General features: G+C 63.0%; 17 protein-coding genes. 10 read left to right on the plus strand and 7 right to left on the minus strand.

Going from position 1 to position 15,989, the window contains the following annotated elements; all coding sequences use genetic code 11:
- Positions 1–37: 37 nt before the first annotated feature.
- Positions 38–1,048 carry a 4-hydroxy-3-methylbut-2-enyl diphosphate reductase gene (locus tag ACQUSY_RS06605; protein WP_428903767.1) on the minus strand — a complete coding sequence of 337 codons (1,011 nt, stop codon included), beginning with the start codon at positions 1,046–1,048 and terminating at the stop codon, positions 38–40.
- A gap of 75 nt (positions 1,049–1,123) precedes the next feature.
- On the opposite strand from ACQUSY_RS06605, the gene xseA reads away from it, so the two are divergent.
- Genes xseA through ACQUSY_RS06640 form a run of 7 tightly spaced genes read left to right on the plus strand, consistent with a single transcriptional unit; the run spans position 1,124 to position 7,623 of the window.
- Positions 1,124–2,380 (plus strand): exodeoxyribonuclease VII large subunit, encoded by a 1,257-nt coding sequence (xseA, locus tag ACQUSY_RS06610; protein WP_428903714.1) that lies wholly within the window; start codon positions 1,124–1,126, stop codon positions 2,378–2,380.
- Between the two features lie 31 nt (positions 2,381–2,411).
- The gene (locus ACQUSY_RS06615) at positions 2,412–2,642 is read left to right on the plus strand and encodes an exodeoxyribonuclease VII small subunit (protein ID WP_428903715.1); all 231 of its coding nucleotides are present in this window, start codon (positions 2,412–2,414) and stop codon (positions 2,640–2,642) included.
- Positions 2,642–3,274: a DUF4245 family protein gene (locus tag ACQUSY_RS06620; protein ID WP_428903716.1), complete on the plus strand. Its 633-nt coding sequence runs from the start codon at positions 2,642–2,644 to the stop codon at positions 3,272–3,274. The genes ACQUSY_RS06615 and ACQUSY_RS06620 overlap by 1 nt, the downstream gene beginning before the upstream one ends.
- Positions 3,275–3,306: 32 nt before the next feature.
- Complete coding sequence (locus ACQUSY_RS06625) at positions 3,307–3,912, plus strand: carbonic anhydrase (RefSeq protein ID WP_428903768.1); 606 nt, start codon at positions 3,307–3,309, stop codon at positions 3,910–3,912.
- Between the two features lie 18 nt (positions 3,913–3,930).
- Complete coding sequence (locus tag ACQUSY_RS06630; RefSeq protein ID WP_428903717.1) at positions 3,931–5,337, plus strand: class II fumarate hydratase; 1,407 nt, start codon at positions 3,931–3,933, stop codon at positions 5,335–5,337.
- Positions 5,338–5,362: 25 nt separating this feature from the next.
- A complete protein-coding gene (locus ACQUSY_RS06635) occupies positions 5,363–6,967 on the plus strand; it encodes a sensor histidine kinase (RefSeq protein WP_428903718.1) in 1,605 nt (534 codons plus the stop codon).
- A complete protein-coding gene (locus ACQUSY_RS06640; protein WP_428903719.1) occupies positions 6,964–7,623 on the plus strand; it encodes a response regulator transcription factor in 660 nt (219 codons plus the stop codon). Before ACQUSY_RS06635 ends, ACQUSY_RS06640 begins: the two co-directional genes overlap by 4 nt.
- A gap of 249 nt (positions 7,624–7,872) precedes the next feature.
- On the opposite strand, the gene phoH2 is transcribed toward ACQUSY_RS06640, so the two are convergent.
- The 3 genes from phoH2 to ACQUSY_RS06655 all read right to left on the minus strand — a co-directional run bounded on the left by phoH2 (position 7,873) and on the right by ACQUSY_RS06655 (position 11,361).
- On the minus strand, positions 7,873–9,147 hold the full coding sequence (phoH2, locus tag ACQUSY_RS06645; protein ID WP_428903769.1) for an RNA 5'-3' helicase PhoH2: 1,275 nt from the start codon (positions 9,145–9,147) through the stop codon (positions 7,873–7,875).
- Between the two features lie 267 nt (positions 9,148–9,414).
- A complete protein-coding gene (locus ACQUSY_RS06650) occupies positions 9,415–10,536 on the minus strand; it encodes an aminotransferase class V-fold PLP-dependent enzyme (RefSeq protein ID WP_428903720.1) in 1,122 nt (373 codons plus the stop codon).
- A 39-nt stretch (positions 10,537–10,575) separates the two neighbouring features.
- Complete coding sequence (locus tag ACQUSY_RS06655) at positions 10,576–11,361, minus strand: isoprenyl transferase (RefSeq protein WP_428903721.1); 786 nt, start codon at positions 11,359–11,361, stop codon at positions 10,576–10,578.
- Between the two features lie 85 nt (positions 11,362–11,446).
- Between ACQUSY_RS06655 and trhA the strand changes: the two genes are divergently transcribed.
- Positions 11,447–12,157 carry a PAQR family membrane homeostasis protein TrhA gene (trhA, locus tag ACQUSY_RS06660; RefSeq protein WP_428903770.1) on the plus strand — a complete coding sequence of 237 codons (711 nt, stop codon included), beginning with the start codon at positions 11,447–11,449 and terminating at the stop codon, positions 12,155–12,157.
- 62 nt (positions 12,158–12,219) lie between these two features.
- Here the strand turns inward: trhA and ACQUSY_RS06665 are convergent, their stop codons facing one another.
- Entirely contained in the window at positions 12,220–12,486 is a 267-nt protein-coding gene (locus tag ACQUSY_RS06665; RefSeq protein ID WP_428903722.1) for a hypothetical protein, read from the minus strand.
- 64 nt (positions 12,487–12,550) lie between these two features.
- On the opposite strand from ACQUSY_RS06665, the gene ACQUSY_RS06670 reads away from it, so the two are divergent.
- Together ACQUSY_RS06670 and greA are read left to right on the plus strand one after the other, a co-directional pair.
- A complete protein-coding gene (locus tag ACQUSY_RS06670; RefSeq protein ID WP_428903723.1) occupies positions 12,551–12,943 on the plus strand; it encodes a DUF4307 domain-containing protein in 393 nt (130 codons plus the stop codon).
- A gap of 78 nt (positions 12,944–13,021) precedes the next feature.
- Positions 13,022–13,513, plus strand: a complete 492-nt coding sequence (gene greA, locus ACQUSY_RS06675; RefSeq protein ID WP_428903724.1) for a transcription elongation factor GreA — start codon at positions 13,022–13,024, stop codon at positions 13,511–13,513.
- Positions 13,514–13,567: 54 nt separating this feature from the next.
- Here greA and ilvA read toward each other — a convergent pair whose 3' ends face one another.
- Together ilvA and ACQUSY_RS06685 are read right to left on the minus strand one after the other, a co-directional pair.
- A complete protein-coding gene (ilvA, locus tag ACQUSY_RS06680) occupies positions 13,568–14,797 on the minus strand; it encodes a threonine ammonia-lyase (RefSeq protein ID WP_428903725.1) in 1,230 nt (409 codons plus the stop codon).
- Positions 14,794–15,969 (minus strand): AI-2E family transporter, encoded by a 1,176-nt coding sequence (locus ACQUSY_RS06685; RefSeq protein WP_428903726.1) that lies wholly within the window; start codon positions 15,967–15,969, stop codon positions 14,794–14,796. The genes ilvA and ACQUSY_RS06685 overlap by 4 nt, the downstream gene beginning before the upstream one ends.
- Positions 15,970–15,989: the final 20 nt, after the last annotated feature.

Genomic DNA, 15,989 nt, shown 5'->3' on the forward strand with positions numbered 1-15,989 from the left:
GTTTGGCCGCAGACCACGGGTTCCGTTAGTCGCAGAACTAGTCGCGACGGCCGCCCAGCGCGCGGTCTTGGCGCAGCTCCTTCGGTAGGGAGAACATGAGGTCTTCCTCCGCGGTGCGAACCTCTTCGACATCGGCGTAGCCGGCACCGGCAAGCTCCGACAGAACTTCCTGCACCAGAATCTCGGGCACCGAGGCACCACTCGTGACGCCAACGGTCTTCACTCCGTCGAGCCACTCCTGCTTGACCTCGTCAACGTAGTCAACGCGGTACGCAGCCTTGGCACCGTACTCGAGCGCGACCTCAACGAGGCGCACGCTGTTCGACGAGTTCGCAGAGCCCACAACGATCACCAGATCAGCGTCCTTCGCGACCTTCTTGATCGCGACCTGGCGGTTCTGGGTGGCGTAGCAAATATCGTCCGACGGCGGGTCTTGCAGGTTCGGGAAGCGGTCGCGCAGGCGACGCACCGTCTCCATCGTCTCGTCGACCGACAGCGTGGTCTGCGACAGCCAGACCACCTTGTTCGGGTCGCGCACCACGACGGTGTCGGCCTCATCGGGCGAGTTCACGATGGTGACGTGGTCAGGTGCCTCACCGGCGGTACCCTCGACCTCTTCGTGACCTTCGTGGCCGATCAGCAGAATCTGGTAGTCATCGCGGGCGAAGCGCACAGCCTCACGGTGCACCTTCGTGACGAGCGGGCACGTCGCGTCAATCGCGTGCAGTTCACGCTCGGCAGCAGCGTTCACCACGGCAGGCGAAACACCGTGGGCGCTAAACACGATGTGTGCACCCGCCGGAACCTCGTCAACCTCTTCGACGAAAATGGCGCCCATCTTCTCGAGTTCGGTGACAACGTGAATGTTGTGCACGATCTGCTTGCGCACGTATACGGGCGAGCCGTAGCGCTCCAGCGCCTTCTCCACAGCCACGACGGCGCGGTCAACACCAGCGCAGTATCCTCGGGGGGCGGCCAGCAGAACCTTCTTCGGTCCATCAACCGGGATATTCTGGAGTCGCTCACGACGCCCAGGGATACGGGGAATAGGCAGACGCACAGCAGAGGTAGTCACCCTCTGATTCTATCGGCGAACAACTGATCAAGCCCCGAGAGGACACGCATGACCAATCCGGCGAGCGGCCCATCGTTCACGCCCGCAGTGCGGCCACGCGACTCCACCGCAGATATGCCGTGCCAGGTCGGTGACCTCGGCCGCGATATGCGCGACTACATCGCACGCCTCGGCTCCCCGTGGGTCGAGGGTGAGATCACCGAGTGGAACCATCGAGCCGTTGGTACGTTCGCGACGCTGCGTGACATGAATGGTGATGCGATCATTCGCCTCACGATCTGGTCGAGTGTGCGCAATCGCATTCCGCAAGACATCAAGGCGGGCGACCGCGTCGTCGTGTGTGTGAAGCCCGAATATCGCGCCCAGCGTGGCGAGCTCAGCTTCATCGTCTCCGCCATGAAACACGTCGGTCTCGGCGATCTTCTCGAGAAGCTGGAGCGCTTGCGCCAGCAGCTCCGCTCCGAGGGTTTGCTCGATGCGTCGCGCAAAAAGAAGCTGCCGTTTCTGCCCGGAACCATTGGGCTGATCACCGGTAAAGCCACCGACGCTGAGAAAGACGTGTTGCGCAACGCCGAGTTGCGCTGGCCCAACGTGTCGTTCCGTGTCGAGCACGCCGCGGTTCAGGGCGAGCAGTCGGTGCCGCAGGTTCTCGCCGCCCTCGCCAAGCTTGACGCTGACCCCGAGGTCGACGTCATCATCATCGCCCGCGGCGGCGGTGACTTCCAAGACCTGCTCGGCTTCAGCGACGAGCGCCTCCTCCGCGCCGTTGCGGCGGCGCAAACTCCCATCGTTAGCGCCATCGGTCACGAAAACGACCGCCCACTGCTGGACGATGTTGCTGACCTTCGCGCCTCAACCCCCACCGACGCCGCCAAGCGCGTGGTTCCGGATGTCTCGGAGCAACTCGCCCTGGTGCGCGACGCCCGCTCGCGCATCATGACTCGCCTTGCGGGCCGACTGCAGCACGAGCATCACGTCATCGACCAGTTGCATTCACGCCCCGTGCTCGCAAATCCCGACCGCTGGCTCGAAGATCGCGAACTCCAGCTCGAGCAGTCGATTTCCCGCATTCGCGCGCGCACCGGGCTACGTCTGGAGCAAGAAACGACACGCATCAGTCGCCTGCACGCTTCCCTCGGCGCCCTCTCGCCGTTGCGCACACTCGACCGCGGTTACGCGATCGTGCAACGTGAGGGCGATGGCATTGTGCGCGAGCCCGCGGATGCCCCGGCAGGAACGGAGCTGGTCGTGATGTTGGCTGACGGAACCATTGGTGCGCTCTCGCTGGGAGAGCGGGCGGATTAGGGCCGCTCAGAACGCAACTAGGATGGAGAGTATGAGCGACGCACAGACCGCGGAATTCGCTGATGTGAACGAGCTATCGTTCGAACAAGCGCGCGATGAACTGACTCAAGTGGTTGCTGGGCTCGAACAGGGCGCACCGACGCTCGAGCGATCCATCGCTCTGTGGGAGCGCGGTGAAGTGCTGTATCAGCGTTGTGAAGAATGGTTGCTCGGCGCGAAAAAGCGCCTCGATGCCGCACGCGGCGTGGCAGGTGAAGACTAATGGGTCGCGTAGTTGCTGAGCTCGGTCGGCCCGAAACACCCGCTGAGACCGCTGCCCGCAAGGCAGAATCCTCGCGCATTTATCGCGGTAGCCAGACGATGCGCAATCTTTTTGCGGCCATCATCGCCACGCTTGCCATCGTCGCTGTCATCGTCCTGATGGTTCCGCGCGGCGACATTGAGCGCCCGTCAGATGTCGACGTCGCGGCTATCGCCGAACGCGTCGAACGCGACATCAAGCACCCCGTCGTGGTTCCGCCTGTCTCAGCAGACTGGCGCGTGAACTCGGCGAAGCTCGTGAGCGGCGCCCCCACGACGTGGGAGATCATTTACGCACCGGGCGACGGGCAGGGTTTCATGCGCGTCTCGCAGGCTCTCGAGGCTGACGGTGGCTGGGTTTCGCGAGAACTCCCCACCGGAAAACTCGGCGAGGTCCTCACACTCGGTGACGTTGAATGGCAGTCCTACACGTTCGCCGACCCGTCCAAGGCCGGAAACATTTCGTATGCCCTCAGCACCGTGGCCGGCACCGACCAGGTTCTGATCTTTGGCTCTTCCCCCGAAAAACTCATGCAGGAGACCGCAACACAGCTTGCCCCCCAAATTGACAAACTGAAAGAAGCCGCCGAGTGACACAGATCACCCCCGCCCAGGCTTGGGCCGAAATGCAGGCCGGCAACGAACGATTCGTTGCCGGAACCCCACGGCACCCCCACCAAGATGCGATGCGCCGCCTCGAGGTTTCGGCTGCGCAGTACCCGCACGCGATGGTTTTCGGCTGTTCCGACTCACGCCTGGCGGCAGAAATCATCTTTGATGAGGGCCTCGGCGACGTCTTCGTCATTCGTAACGCTGGCCAGGTCATTTCTGAGTCGGTCATTGGCTCGCTGGAATACGGTGTGGCTGCTCTCGGTATTCCGCTCATTGTCGTGCTCGGCCACGACGCGTGTGGCGCGGTCGCCGCCGCGATCGATGCCGTACAGCCAAGCCCGCCCGAGCTGCCCATGCAGGTGTGGCGTCAGATCGCGCCCATCGTTCCGGCCGTCCACCGCGTCATGAAGTCGACCGACACGACCCCCGAGACCGTCTCGCCAGAAGAGGTGGGCCGCGACCACTTGCGCGCCACCGTGTCCGGCATTCTGAATGCCTCCGAGTTGATCAACGAGGCCGTCAATGAAGGCAAGGTCGCCATCGTTGCGGCCAACTACCGACTTACCGAGGGCACGGCTGTGCCCCACTTCAGCGTCGGCGCCGCGAACGCGGACGCCTGACCATCACATCAGCGAAACATGAGGAGAATCGTGGCTGACACCGAATACCGTATTGAGCACGACACGATGGGCGAAGTTCGCGTCCCCGTGAACGCCCTGTACAGCGCACAGACGCAGCGCGCCGTCGAGAACTTCCCGATTTCGGGCAAGGGGCTGGAGTCGACGCAGATCGCAGCCCTGGCACGCATCAAGAAGGCTGCTGCTCTGGCAAACAAGGAGCTCGGCGTTCTTGACGGCGCTATCGCTGACGCGATTGCCGCCGCCGCCGACGACGTCGTCACCGGCCAGTTCGACGAGCACTTCCCCGTCGACACCTACCAGACCGGCTCGGGCACCAGCTCGAACATGAACATGAACGAGGTGCTGGCAAACCTCGCCACCACCAAGCTCGGCGCTCCGGTTCACCCGAACGACCACGTCAACGCCTCGCAGTCGTCGAACGACGTCTTCCCGACGTCGGTTCACGTTGCTGTGACGCAGGCGATCATCGACGACCTGATCCCGGCGCTCGACCACCTCGCGGTGGCACTCGAGGCCAAGGCGGTGCTGTGGAAGGACGCCGTTAAGTCGGGCCGTACCCACCTCATGGACGCCACCCCCGTCACCCTCGGCCAGGAGTTCGGCGGCTACGCCCGTCAGATTCGCCTGGGCATCGAGCGCGTTCGCGCTGCTCTCCCCCGCGTTGCTGAGGTGCCCCTCGGTGGCACGGCTGTCGGCACCGGCATCAACACGCCCCTCGGCTTCCCACAGAAGGTTATCGAGCTGCTCGCCGCTGAGACCGAGCTGCCCATCACCGAGGCAAAGGACCACTTCGAGGCTCAGGCCAACCGCGATGGTCTCGTCGAGGCTTCCGGTGCGGTGCGCGTCATCGCTGTGTCGCTGACGAAGATCAACAACGACCTGCGTTGGATGGGTTCGGGCCCGAACACGGGTCTCGGCGAACTGCACATCCCCGACCTGCAGCCGGGTTCGTCGATCATGCCCGGAAAGGTCAATCCGGTTGTTCCGGAGGCCGTCCTCATGGTTGCCGCTCGCGTCATCGGTAACGACGCCACGGTTGCTTGGGCGGGTGCTACGGGCTCGTTCGAGCTCAACGTCGCTATCCCGGTCATGGGTACGGCTCTGCTCGAGTCGATCCGTCTGATCTCGAACGCCGTGCGTGTTCTTGCTGACAAGACCATTGACGGTCTTGAGGCCAACCTCGAGCGCGCAGCCGCATTCGCCGGCATGTCGCCGTCGATCGTGACGCCGCTCAACAAGGTCATCGGTTACGAAGCAGCAGCCAAGATCGCGAAGCACGCCGTTGCCAAGGGCATCACGGTTCGCGAGGCTGTCATCGACCTCGGCTACGTCGCGCGCGGCGAGATCACCGAAGAGGTGCTCGACGCAAAGCTCGACCTGCTGTCGATGACGCACGCCGGATAAGTACGCGTTCCCCGATAATCGGAGAATGAATAAACCTGGTCGTTCGGTTCCGACGCGCGTCCGCCTGATCGTCGCAATCCTTTCGGTTGAACTGATCGGCTTCACGCTCGCCGGCTCGATCGCGTTCGCAATGCAACGAGACCGCATTGTCCACTCGATCGATGAAAGACTGAACGACCAGGTTTCTGCGTTGTCTGGGGCGCATGATCCGCAGACCGTCGAAGTGCTTGTCACGCCCCCGCCGCCGCCCGTCACGCGGCCAGAGGCGGTCACGTTCGACACCGTCAATGATGCGCTGTATGACGCGGTCGCACGTCTGGCCCCCGGTACCAACGCCGCCGCGTTCGCCATTCTCGATGGCGTGCCGACCTATCGCGCATCGGACGTGTCGTCGCTCGGCCTCGCCGAAGACGACAGCATTGTCGAAACGATCGTGAGCGAGGTGCTCGCAGCTAATGCTCCCGTACTCGGAACCGCCCGAACGACGCAGGGTGACGCTCGCTACATTGCGATTCCGGTTCAGGCCGCGGGTAGCCCCGAGGTCGGCATCTACGTGCACGTCATCAACCTCTCGGCAGAGCTCGCACCGTTGAAAGCCAGCATCACGATCTACGGCTTTACCGTCGGTGCCTGCCTCATCGTCATGGCGGTCGTGACCTGGTTCATCCTTGCCCGCTTGTTGCCACCGGCCCCGGCCGCAGCAACCGGCGTAGCCTTCGCCGCACCTACCGCACCAGAAGCCACGGCAGCCCCCGTGGTTCCGCCCGCGCCCACCGTTCCCACCCCACCCGCGTTCGACGCGCCACCGCCCTTCGCGCCACCGTCATCGCAACCACACTTGCGCACCGCACCAACTCCCGGCGCCCCACCGTCGACCTCCGACCTATTTGACCAGGTCGAAGGTTCGCTCAAGGCCCAGCGCCAACTGCTTGATGACGTTCGCCACGAACTCAAGACGCCCATCACCATCGTGCGCGGCTACCTCGAGATGATGAACGTGTCTGACCCGTTTGATGTGCAGGCGGCACGAGAAATTGGCATCTCTGAACTCGACCGCATGACGCGCCTCGTAGAAGACATTGACACCCTCGCTACCGTCGAAGGCGACGAATACACCATGGGCTCCGTCGACATCGGGCGCCTCACCGAGCGCGTCGGCGACCTCATTTCCGTCATTCCCGGCCACACCTGGCAAGTCACGCGCGTGGCTGACGGCATCATCCGCGGTAACTCCGACCGCGTCCTGCAGGCGTGGCTTGCACTTTGCGACAATGCCGCGAAGTACACGCCCGCTGGTTCCGTCATTGAAATTGGCAGTGCGCGCACGCAGGACAGCATGATGCTGTGGGTGCGCGACCATGGCCCGGGTATTCCGCCGGCAGCCCGCCACCGGATCTTCCGCCGGTTCGACCGTGGTGCCGGCAAACGAGAAGTGGGTGGCTCCGGTCTAGGCTTGGCGATTGTAGACGTTATTGCGCGCGCTCACGGCGGATCGTGTAGCGTCAGCGAGACACCGGGTGGTGGAGCAACCTTCACGATCCACGTTCCCCTGCGCTTGGGGGGCGGAACCACGTTGCCGGCTCCGGTGCGTGCTGGGGACGTTGTGCAGCAGCGAGAGGAACAAGAATGACGCGGATCCTGATTGCAGAGGACGAGTCACGCATCTCGGCGTTTGTTGCCAAGGGGCTTGAAGCTGCGGGCTACCCGACCACCATCGTGGAAGACGGTGCAGAGGCGCTGGAGCTCGCTCTGAGCGGCGATTACGCCCTCCTGCTCCTGGATGTCGGCCTGCCCTCTATGGACGGCTTTGACGTGCTCACACACCTTCGTGGCCAGGGCGCGTCGCTCCCCGTCATCATGTTGACCGCTCGTTCGTCGACCCGAGACACCGTTGAGGGGCTCGAAACCGGCGCCAACGACTACATCACGAAGCCGTTCAAGTTTGATGAGTTGCTCGCCCGCGTGCGCGTGCGTCTGCGTGAGGGGTCGCTGGCATCGACGACCACGACCGTGCAGCATCGCGACGTCACGCTCGACGTCATCGGTCGTCGAGCGATCGTGAGCGGCCGCGAGGTCGAACTCTCGGCGCGCGAGTTTGCCCTCGCCGAGCAGTTCTTGCGGCACGCTGGTCAGATCCTGAGCCGCGAGCAGCTGCTCAGCCGCGTGTGGGGCTTGGACTTTGATCCGGGCTCGAACGTCGTCGACGTGTATGTGCGGTACCTGCGCACCAAGTTTGGTGCGGAACGCATCGAAACGGTGCGCGGTTCTGGCTACCGCTGGCAGTAGTCAGAACATCTGGCCGTAGCCACGATATGAGGAAGCCCCCGGCACTTGGTGCCAGGGGCCTCGAAGGAAGCGGACCCGAAACCGCTTAGACACTCACTGAAACAGTGTTGTCTACCCTCTCATTTCATCTCCCGGGGAGACGGGAGGTTGGCACGAATGCCACGTATCTATTGTCGCGCGCATTTTCTGGTTCGGATACAAATTCGCGTGAGAGTGTTCTCATCCTTGTCGTATTCCCACAGACGCTCCCTAGGCGAGCTCGTTCGACTCCAGCAGTTCGGTGACCAACGCCGCGATGGCGGAACGCTCCGAGCGCATCAGCGTGACGTGACCGAACAGACTGTGACCCTTGAGCGTTTCGATGACCGACGCGATGCCATCGTGGCGGCCGACGCGCAGATTGTCGCGCTGAGCGACGTCATGGGTGAGGACAACGCGTGAGTTTTGCCCGATACGGCTGAGCACCGTGAGCAACACGTTGCGTTCGAGCGATTGTGCTTCGTCCACGATCACGAACGCATCGTGGAGTGACCGACCGCGAATGTGGGTGAGGGGGAGCACTTCGAGGAGGCCGCGCTCGACAACCTCCTCCATCACGTTGCCCGAGACGACGGAACCGAGAGTGTCGAAGACCGCCTGGCCCCACGGGTTCATCTTCTCGCCCTGGTCACCGGGCAGGTAGCCCAGCTCCTGACCACCGACGGCGAACAGTGGGCGGAACACCAGGATCTTGCGCTGTTGCTGGCGTTCCAGCACCGCTTCCAATGCCGCACAGAGGGCGAGCGCAGACTTCCCCGTTCCTGCTCGACCTCCCAACGACACGATGCCAACCTCAGGGTCAAGTAGGAGGTCGATGGCCACGCGCTGTTCGGCGGAACGGCCGTGCAAGCCAAAGACATCCCGGTCGCCGCGAATCAGCCGGTAGGAGCTGTCACCCGTAACGCGGGCCAGCGCTGAGCCGCGCTCCGAGTGGATCACCATGCCGGTGTTGACCGGAATGCCAGCGACATCATCGTGCGAGCCGATCTCCGACTCGTACAGGTCGGCCATCTCGTCACCCGAGAGGTCGAGTGTGGTCATGCCTGTCCAGCCCGAGTCGAGGGCTTGCTCTGCGAGGTACTCGTCGGCGTCAATGCCGAGCGACGCCGCCTTCACGCGCAGCGGGAGGTCTTTCGAAACCACGGTGACGTCTTCCCCACTCTGAGCGAGAGACGCCGCGACCGCGAGAATGCGGGTGTCGTTGTCATTCAGACGAACGCCCGCAGGCAACACCGACGCGTCAGCGTGGTTGAGTTCCACACGGAGTGTGCCGCCCTCCCCCACTTCCACCGGAAAGTCCAGCCGCCCGTGCGCGATGCGCAGGTCGTCGAGGTGGCGCAGTGCTTGCCTCGCGAAGTAGCCGAGCTCGGGGTCGTGACGCTTCGCTTCAAGCTCGGTAATCACCACCACGGGCAATACCACCGAGTGCTCGGCGAATCGAAACATCGCACGCGGATCGCTCAGCAGCACCGAGGTATCCAGGATGTACGTGCGAACGCCCGTAGAAACATCAAACGCGACGGAATCATCCGTCGCGTTGTGCGTCTTGTGGTTCGCGCCTTGCCGCGTTTCTGTATTCACAGTCAGCTCCGACCCGGGAAGAATCCCCCAGCTCTCAAGTCGGCGAAGTCACGGGGTGTGCCGCTACCAGCCGACCCGAATAGGCGCTTTGCCTATTGAGATGAAAGTAAACGAGATCGCCCGTCAATTCGGGCGATCTCGTCAGCGTGTCGATGACATTCTCATGAACGATTAGTGCGCGTGCTGTGCGTACGCGGCGACCGCGTCTTCAAACATGCGCATCGTTTCGTCGTCGGTGCCCGCGTGTACGGCGATACGAACGGAACCAGAGCGCGTCGTGGTCGCGAGGCCGCCGTTGGTGAGGGACGCACCCAGCATGGCGGCACCGTCGTTGCGGGGTGCCAGGGCGACGATGCCACCGCGCTGCGCGGCACCGCGCGGTGTGACGACATCAATGTCGAAGCGGTCGGCGATCGCGATGACCTCAGCGGTGCGGCGACCCACTTCAGCCTCAATGGTGTCAACGCCAACGGAGATGACGTCTTGCAGACCCGAAACAAGGCGGGCGCACGCCAAGTAGTCGGGCATGGACGTTTGGAAGGCTGCGGCGGTTTCAGCGGGTTTGCCAACGGAATCAAGCACGAGCCCCCCAGCGATACCGGCAACGTTAGACAGCACGGGGTCGAGACGACTGCGGGCCTCGTCGGAGAACGACGCCCAGCCAGCGCCGCGGCCAGCGCGAAGCCACTTGTAGCCGCTACCTGTGACAACGTCGGCAGCGGCATAGTCAGCTTGAACCACACCAAAACCCTGCACGGCGTCGACGATGAGCAGTCGGTCGTCGCCGATGACGTCACGAATGGCGCCCAGGTCTGTGCGGTAACCGGTGCGAAAGTCTACGAGGCTCACAACGACCGCGGTCGTCTCCGGCGTCAGCGCGTCGGCGATCGCATCCGGCGTCATCATGTTGTCGGGCGGCGTGATGAACTGCGGCGTGATGCGCCCCATCGCGTCAGCGGCACGGGTGATGCCGACCGTAATGCTCGGCCATTCCCCCGTCGATGCCATCACCGCACCCGAGCGGATACCGTAGATGGCCTGCTGCAGGCCATGAGTTGTCGTGGCCTGGTGTGTCATCCACGCCAGCGGCACATCAAGGAGCTGCGACAGCATGTCTTGTGCTTCGCCAGCATGCTCGTTGAGAAGATCAATGCCTGACTGCCGGCCAGATACATACAGGTCGGCATCGACGCGCACGTCATCAATCACCGTGGTCGACAGCGGGCCGAAAGCAGCCCAGTTCAGGTAGCCCGGCTCGACAGCAAAGGTCGCGCGAAACTCATCGATAGTCACCCTGCCATTCTGGCACGGTGCCGCGATCGGCGGGTTGTGCTAGCCCCCGAAACGACGATCACGGCTGGCGTAATCGCGTATCGCTCGCAGAAAGTCGACCTCACGAAGATCGGGGCCGAGCGCCTCCACGAAGTAGAACTCGCTGTGGGCACTCTGCCACAGCAGGAAGTCGCTGAGTCGCTGCTCGCCCGACGTACGAATCACCAGATCCGGATCAGCCTGACCACCCGTGTACAGGTGCTCGCCAATGATTTCGGGCGTGAGGTTCTCTGCCAGCTCTTGAATGGTTCCGCCCCGAGCATCGTGCTCGGCAAGGATCGAACGCACCGCGTCAACGATCTCATTGCGCCCACCGTAGCCAACGGCGAGGTTGACGTGCAGGCCAGTGTGCCCTTCGGTGCGCGCGCTCGCGTCGTGCAGCACTCGCGCGAGGTCGGGAGGGAGAATGTCGGTGCGGCCGACGATCTTCACGCGCCAATTGCGTTCACGCGACAGCGCGTCGGCAAGCTCGGCAATGATGTCGATGAGATCGGCAAGCTCTTTGGGATCACGTTTGCGAAGGTTGTCGGCTGACAGCAGATACAGCGACACCACCTTGATTCCCAGCTCATCGCACCAACCCAGAAATTCGCGCATCTTGGCGGCACCGGCGCGGTGACCGTGGGCGGGCGTGGCGTATCCGAGCTGTTTCGCCCACCGACGGTTGCCATCGATCATCATGGCAACGTGATGCGGCACGGTCAGCTGCGCCAGCTGTCTCCGCAATCGTGCGGTGTACAGGCGATACAGCGGCCCTGCTCCGTTGCCGTTCTGTCCGAAGGTCACCCTGATACGCTACCGCGCTCCTACGCATGTACCGCGCAGGGCATACAGAACGGCGTACGCTCAGAGGGTGACCTCTGAGCAGAATCTGGCCCCTCTCCCGCAGCTTCCCCTGCTCGAAGACGCGACCGAAAACGACAACGTTGAAATTAAGCCGACCTGGCGCGGCTGGATTCACGCGGGAACATTCCCGGTAACGATCGCCGCCGGCGTGGTTCTCATCGTGCTGGCTCAGGGCGCTGGCGCCAAGTGGGCGAGCGCCGTCTTCATGGTGAGTTCGATGCTGTTGTTCGGCAACTCGGCCCTCTACCACCGCATCAATTGGCGCCCGAAGGTCAAGGCTATTTTCAAGCGCATTGACCATGCCAACATCATGCTGTTGATCGCCGGAACCTACACGCCGATTGCGATGCTGGCTTTGCCTCCGGAAAAGGGCGCGCTGCTGCTCGGGTTGGTGTGGGGTGGTGCGATGCTGGGCATCCTGTTCCGCGTGTTTTGGTTGGATGCTCCGCGCTGGCTTTACGTCGCGATCTACCTGGCACTCGGCTGGGCCGCAATGATGTACATCGTTGACCTACTCAACGCCAACGTTGCGATGATGGTGTTGGTGATCGTCGGCGGTCTGCTCTACACCGGTGGCGCCGTCGTCTACGCCATGAAGAAGCCGAACCCATGGCCCGGCCACTTCGGCTTCCACGAAATCTTCCACGTCTGCACGGTGCTGGCATTTCTGAGCCACTGGACAGCGTGTTTGCTGATCGCGCTGAACCCGCTGTCGCCGTCGCTCGGCATGCCGTAGCAATGCACACCTACAAAATGGGCGACTCCCCTGAGGGAGCCGCCCATTTTGCATGTCAGCCGCTACTCTGCGGCGCTCTGACCTGGTTCCGGGGCCTTATCTGCCTCTTTGGCAGCCGCCTCTTCAGCGTCGAGCTCGGCACGTACTTCATCCCTGTAACGGGTGCGACGAATACGGCGCTGCATGTCTGCGATCAGCAGGATCACAAAGATCACGACCAGCGTGATGGCGGCGAAACCAATCGGGCCGGGCGTCACCAGATCCGGGTCGACCTCGATCGTCGGGGTCGGCGTCGGCGTGACCTCCGCAAGCAGGGAGTACAGGTACATCGAATCCTCTTTTCGGGTTACAGCGCGTAGCCTGGTACTAAGCCTATCTCCGAACAGGAACTGCATGACTTCCGCCGCTCTCGATGACCGCTACGGCCGCACCGCCTCCCCTATGAAGAAACGATTGACGTGGGGTGCCGTGGGAATCGTCGCGGTCGCCTTTTTCGGATACCTCGGGTGGACGACGGTTGCGTCCAACATGAACGCGGTCTCGGTCGACGACCTCGGGTTCTCGGTTGTCGACGCGAAAACCACCGAAGTGCGGTTCCAGTTCACTGCGCCGGCCGGGCGCGACGTCGTGTGCGCGATCGAGGCACTCGATGAAGAATTCGGTGCGGTCGGCTACAGCCTGGTGACGTATCCGGCGGGCGAACAGCGGTCACAAAAGCACACCGAAAACGTGCGAACCGTCGCTGAAGCCACAACGGGTTTTGTCAGCGGCTGTTGGGTTGCCTAAGATAGCGGCAACGAATAACGCCCGGGCTTCGGCCGGGCGTTGTTGCTTATCTCCCCTCCGCTGTGGAAGGAGCCAGTGATGGCTGACGAAAAAACGGTCACCTTTTTGACCCAGGAAGCTTACGACCGTCTGGCGGCCGAGCTTGAAGAGATCTCGACCGTCGGACGCGTCGAGATCGCAAAGAAGATCGAGGCCGCTCGTGAAGAGGGCGACCTGAAGGAGAACGGCGGCTACCACGCTGCTAAAGACGAGCAGGGCAAGCAAGAAGCCCGCATTCGTCAGCTCGAAGCGTTGCTGAAGAGCGCAACGGTCGGCGAAGCACCGGCAAGCCGCGGTGTCGTTGAACCGGGCACCGTCGTGACGGCACTTATTGCAGGAGATGAAGAGGTCTTCTTGCTGGGTAGCCGTGAAATCGGCGCCAACAGCTCGCTCGATGTTTACAGCGAGGCGAGCCCCCTGGGCACCGCCATCATGGGCCTTAAAGAGGGTGAAGAGACCGCCTTCGAGACCCCGAACGGCAAGAAGATTGCTGTGTCGGTCGTCAAGGTCGAGACCTACACCGGTCAGTAAGACTAAACGCCGATGCCCCGCACGAATTGTGCGGGGCATCGGCGTTTGCGGGGCTTAGTCTGCGATGAGAATGGGGTCGTAGCCGTCTTCGCGGAGTGCTTCGAGCGTCACCTGCTGATGTTCGTGGCCGCGCGTCTCTACCGAGATCTGAATCATCACCTCGTTGATCTGCATGCCCTGGCCGTGCCGCGTGTGCATAACCTCGACAACGTTCGCGCCAGCGTTGGCGATGATCTCCGAAATGCGCACCAGCTGACCGGGGCGGTCAGGCAACGGAATACGGATCGTCATGTAACGACCAGACGCCGCCAGACCATGGGCCACGATGCGCTGCAACAGCAGCGGGTCGATGTTGCCGCCGGAGAGGATAGTCACCGTCTTTCCGGTCGACTGCACCTTGCCCGCGAGGATAGCCGCGACACCAACGGCACCCGCTGGTTCCACCACGACCTTCGCGCGCTCCAAGAGCACCAGCAGGGCGCGCGCGATGTCATCGTCGGTGACGGTGACGACCTCGTCAACGAGGTCTTTGATGATCTCGAACGGCACATTGCCCGGGCGAGCGACGTAGATACCGTCGGCGATCGTCGGCTTGGTCTGCACCGTAACCGGGTGACCCTCGATAAGTGACTGCGGGTACGGCGACGCGTTCTCGGCCTGCACACCGATGACGCGGATGGTGCGTCCGGCTGCCTCTGCACGCTGCTTGAGCGCCGACGCGACGCCAGCGATGAGCCCGCCGCCGCCGATGCCCATGATGACGGTGTCAACGTCAGGCAGGTCATCGAAGATTTCGAGGCCGAGTGTGGCCTGGCCAGTCACGACGTCGATGTGGTCGTACGGGTGAATCAGCACGGCGCCCGTGCGCTCCGCAAACTCCGCCGCCAGACGCAGCGGCGTTTCCACCGTCTCGCCCTGCAACACAACTTCGGCACCGTAGCCACGGGTCGACAGGAGCTTCGGAACCGGAACACCGAGCGGCATGAAAATCGTGGCAGCGACACCGAGCTCACGCGCTGCGAGCGCCACGCCCTGCGCGTGGTTACCGGCCGACGCCGCGACAACACCGCGAGCACGCTCTTCCGGGGTCAATCGCGACAGACGGTAGGTCGCACCACGAACTTTGAACGAACCGGTGCGCTGCAGGTTCTCCATCTTTAGGTAGACGGGCGCACCCAACACGTCGGTGAGGTGTTGCGACGGCTCTAGCGGCGTGTGACCAATATGCGGGGCCAGGCTCTCTGCAGCGTGCTCGATGTCTTTCAGCTCGGGTCCGCGGCTCATCGAGCCCGCCTTTCTCTCGGTACGGTTTTCCAGATCAAATCATCGTGATTCACGGTTCCGTCGCGCCAGGATCCGCTGGCGAGAGATACCGCGACAACGTTGGCAAAGGCGGCAAGCGGAACCGCGAAGAGGGCGCCGGGGATGCCAGCGATCATGGCGCCGCCAGCTACGGCAAGAACCACGGCGAGCGGGTGCACCTTGACCGCCGCCCCCATCAGCAGGGGCTGCAGCAGGTGACTCTCGATTTGTTGCACGGCCAGCACACCGATGAGCATCCACAGCGCGATAAACGGGCCGTTGTAGACCAGCGCAAGGAAGACAGCCAGGGCACCGGTGACGACGGCACCGATGAACGGCACGAACGAGCCGAGGAACACGAGCACAGCAACAGGGATCGCCATCGGCACACCGAGACCAAAGGCCACCGCGCCGATACCGATCGCGTCAATCGTGGCGACGAGCAGTTGAGTGCGGGCATAGTTGCGTACCGTCCGCCAGCCGGCACGGGCCGAAGCGTCAACGGCGGGGCGAGCGTCGCGTGGGAAGAGGCGGAGAGTCCAGCGCCAGATACCGGCGCCGTCGGTGAGTAGGCATATCAGGATGAACAGCACCAGGAGGGCGCCGGTCGCGATGTGTCCGACGGTGGAACCGACGGCGAGCACACCTTGGATGAGGGCCTGTGCTTGCTCTTGCAGGAGCTTGAGCCCCTCACTAAACCAGACGTTGAAGTCTTCGGCACTAATCTGCAGTGCGCTGTCGGCCAAATACTGCTGGAACGCCTGAATGCCCTCGACAGTTCGTGTCCGAACTTCAGGAAGCTGGCGCGCAATTTGCCAGATCGCGAGCCACAGTAAGCCCGACACGATCGCGATCGTGCTGACCATCACAATGACGATCGACAACCAGCGTGGCACCCGGTGATTATTGAGCCAATCAAAGAAGGGCGCCACCAGCGCGCTCAGCAGAAGCGCGATCAGCATCGGGATCACGAGGAGCTTCAGTTGGATGATCAGGAAGACCACACCGGCGGCGGCGAGTCCGATGATCAGAAGCCGCCAAGCGTATGCCGTTGCGATTTGGAGCGCGTGCGGAACGGGTGCCGAGTCGCCTGAGCCCTGAGGCCGAGCGCGCACGGCATCCCAGAAGCGGGAGTTACGCCGTTCTTCAGCCATTCCCACAGTCTAGGACTGTC

The sequence above is a fragment of the Microbacterium daqui genome, from assembly GCF_050408675.1.
Taxonomy (GTDB): Bacteria; Actinomycetota; Actinomycetes; order Actinomycetales; family Microbacteriaceae; genus Microbacterium.

Excerpts from the sequence above, each read along its gene's own strand:
- xseA (WP_428903714.1), top strand. The coding sequence starts at position 1,124 with ATGACCAATCCGGCGAGCGGCCCATCGTTCACGCCCGCAGTGCGGCCA.
- ACQUSY_RS06615 (WP_428903715.1), top strand. The coding sequence starts at position 2,412 with ATGAGCGACGCACAGACCGCGGAATTCGCTGATGTGAACGAGCTATCG.
- ACQUSY_RS06620 (WP_428903716.1), top strand. The coding sequence starts at position 2,642 with ATGGGTCGCGTAGTTGCTGAGCTCGGTCGGCCCGAAACACCCGCTGAG.
- ACQUSY_RS06625 (WP_428903768.1), top strand. The coding sequence starts at position 3,307 with ATGCAGGCCGGCAACGAACGATTCGTTGCCGGAACCCCACGGCACCCC.
- ACQUSY_RS06630 (WP_428903717.1), top strand. The coding sequence starts at position 3,931 with ATGAGGAGAATCGTGGCTGACACCGAATACCGTATTGAGCACGACACG.
- ACQUSY_RS06635 (WP_428903718.1), top strand. The coding sequence starts at position 5,363 with ATGAATAAACCTGGTCGTTCGGTTCCGACGCGCGTCCGCCTGATCGTC.
- ACQUSY_RS06640 (WP_428903719.1), top strand. The coding sequence starts at position 6,964 with ATGACGCGGATCCTGATTGCAGAGGACGAGTCACGCATCTCGGCGTTT.
- ACQUSY_RS06665 (WP_428903722.1), bottom strand. The coding sequence starts at position 12,486 with ATGTACCTGTACTCCCTGCTTGCGGAGGTCACGCCGACGCCGACCCCG.
- ACQUSY_RS06670 (WP_428903723.1), top strand. The coding sequence starts at position 12,551 with ATGACTTCCGCCGCTCTCGATGACCGCTACGGCCGCACCGCCTCCCCT.
- greA (WP_428903724.1), top strand. The coding sequence starts at position 13,022 with ATGGCTGACGAAAAAACGGTCACCTTTTTGACCCAGGAAGCTTACGAC.
- ilvA (WP_428903725.1), bottom strand. The coding sequence starts at position 14,797 with ATGAGCCGCGGACCCGAGCTGAAAGACATCGAGCACGCTGCAGAGAGC.
- ACQUSY_RS06685 (WP_428903726.1), bottom strand. The coding sequence starts at position 15,969 with ATGGCTGAAGAACGGCGTAACTCCCGCTTCTGGGATGCCGTGCGCGCT.